Annotated in this window: 2 protein-coding genes; both read left to right on the top strand. The window is 73.2% G+C overall.

The features are described 5' to 3' along the window. Window positions 1–2370: type I polyketide synthase (locus tag ACWDR0_RS34755; protein ID WP_456355831.1), on the top strand; the 2370-nt coding region annotated here is incomplete at its 5' end. 37 nt (window positions 2371–2407) lie between these two features. Beyond that, the coding region (locus ACWDR0_RS34750) for a polyketide synthase docking domain-containing protein (RefSeq protein ID WP_456355830.1) at window positions 2408–2609 on the top strand (202 nt) is incomplete at its 3' end.

Here is a 2609-nt window from a genome sequence, read left to right as displayed (position 1 = left end):
GCCCACACCCAACAACACCCCACCACCCACACCACACCCCACCAACACACCCTCCACCCCACCCTCCTCGACACCACCCTCCACCTCCTCCCACTGCTGCACAGCGACCGGGCCCGGCTGCCCTTCTCCTGGCGTGGAGTGACGGTCTTTCAGGAGGGTGTCACCGAACTCCGGGTCCGGATCAGCACCACCGGTCCCGAAACGGTCCGGGTGGAGATGTTCGACACCCTGAACCGTCCGGTCGCCCTGATCGAAGCCCTCACCGTCCGGTCCGTCACCCCGGCCCGGCTCGCGCAGCTGATCGGGGCGAACCCCGATCCCCTGCACCGCGTCGACTGGGTAGCTCCGCGGGAGCCCGTGGACGCCGATGCCGCGCAGGATGCGCACTGGGCCGTCGTCGGCGCCGGTGCGGAGGAGCTGGGCACCGCCCTCACCCCGGCGGACGTGGTCGCCGCGCAACATGCGGATCTCGCCGCACTCGGCCGTGCCGTGGAGCGGGGAGCGGCCGTCCCGGATATCGTGCTGGCCGCCGTGCCGGACACCGGAGCCGGGCCGCACGATCCGGTTCCGGCCGCACGCGCGGCGACCGGTGCCGCGCTGGAACTGCTCCAGGGCTGGCTGTCGGCGGACTGGGCCCGGGCGAGCAGACTGGTCCTGGTCACCCGGGGCGCGGTCGCGACGGAGGCCGGCGAGGATGTGGCGGCGCTGGCCGCGGCCCCCGTCTGGGGTCTTCTCCGCAGCGCGCTGACCGAGCATCCGCGGCAGTTCGGGGTGGTGGACACCGATGGCACGGAGGAGTCGGCCCGGGTGCTGGCCGCGGCCGTGGCCGCGGGCGAGGACCAGGTGGCGGTGCGCTCCGGCACCGTACTCGTACCGCGTCTGAGCCGTATCCCCGAACTCCCGGTCCCGGAGCCGGAGGAAGCCCAGAAGGAAGCATTGGACGAGCCCGGTGGCGACCGGGCCGCCGAAGGGCCCGACGGCGCATCGGCGGAGACTCCGTTCGGCTCCGGCACGGTGCTGATCACGGGAGGTACCGGCACCCTCGGCAGCCTCCTCGCCCGCCACCTCGTCACCGAACACCACATCACCCACTTCCACCTCGTCAGCCGCACCGGACCCGACACCCCCAACGCCCAAACCCTCCACACAGAACTCACCGCACTCGGCGCCCACACCACCATCACCGCCTGCGACACCGCCGACCCCCAAGCACTCCACACCCTCCTCACCACCATCCCCACCAACCACCCCCTCACCGCCGTCATCCACGCCGCCGGAACCCTCGACGACACGGTCGTCGAGGGTCTGACGCCCGAGAGACTCGACCGTGTCTTCCGGGCGAAGGTCGATGCCGCCTGGCATCTCCATGAGCTGACCCGGGGGCTGGACCTGCGCGCCTTCGTGCTGTTCTCGTCGGCGGCCGGTGTGATCGGGGCTCCCGGCCAGGGCAACTACGCGGCCGCGAACACGTTCCTCGACGCCCTGGCGCACCATCGCCGTGCCCTCGGCCTCCCGGCGACATCCATCGCCTGGGGCCACTGGGAGGAGGCGAGCGGTCTGACGGGCGGTCTCGGTGAAGCGGATCTGGCCCGGATCTCCCGGGGCGGGGTCGCGGCGCTGCCGTCGGCGGCCGGTCTGGGGATGTTCGACCGCGCGGTCGCGCTGGGCGATCCGCTGGTGGTCGGCGCGCGGCTGGACCCGGCCGGTCCCGCGCGTCCCGGCGGCACTCCGGACGAGGCGACGGTACCGGCGGTGCTGCGTTCGCTGGTACGGACGGACCTCCCGGCGGCCGCGGGACCGGGCGACACCGGTCCGGTGTCGCTGGCGCGGACCCTGGGCGAGCTGCCGGAGGAGGAGCGGGACGCGTTCGTGCTCCGGCTGGTACGGGCCGAGGCAGCAAAGGTGCTGGGTCACGCCGCGCCCGGCTCGGTGCCCCGGGACCGCCCGCTGAAGGAGCTGGGGTTCGACTCCCTGACCGCCGTCGAACTCCGCAACCGGCTCGGCGCCCGGGCAGGTCTGCGGCTTCCCGCGACGCTGGTCTTCGACCATCCGACGCCCGTGGCGATCAGTGCCTTCCTCAGATCGCAGATCGTGCCGGAGGAGACCGATCCCGCCGCCGCGCTCCTCGCCGAGCTGGACCGGATCGAGCAGACGCTCGCCGCCGCGGAGCCGGCGGAGCCGCTGCGGGCCCGGGTGTCGCAGCGGCTGCGGGACCTGACGAGCCGCTGGGAGGCACCGCAGGACAGCGGCACACCGGGCGAGGGCGGTCCGGAGCCCGAGGACCGGGATGCCGGTGAGTCCATCCGGAGCGCGTCCCGGGACGAACTGCTCAGTTTTATCGATACCCAGCTCGGCCGGGCCGGCCGGTGAAGCGCGGCCCCGGAGCCCGACGAGGAGGCCGTACCCCATGACCGGACCGGAGAGCAGCACGGACGAGGAACTCGTCACCTATCTGAAGTGGGTGACGTCCGAACTGGCGTCGGCGCGGCGGACCCTGTCCGAGGCGCGGGATGCGGAGCGGGAGCCGGTGGCGGTCATCGGGATCGGCTGCCGCTACCCCGGCGGCATCCGCAACCCCGACGACCTCTGGAACCTCGTCGACCACGCCA

It is taken from the genome of Streptomyces sp. NPDC003691, assembly GCF_053981115.1.
Note: the sequence above shows the minus strand (reverse complement) of the source record. Positions and strands in the feature narration are given on the sequence as shown.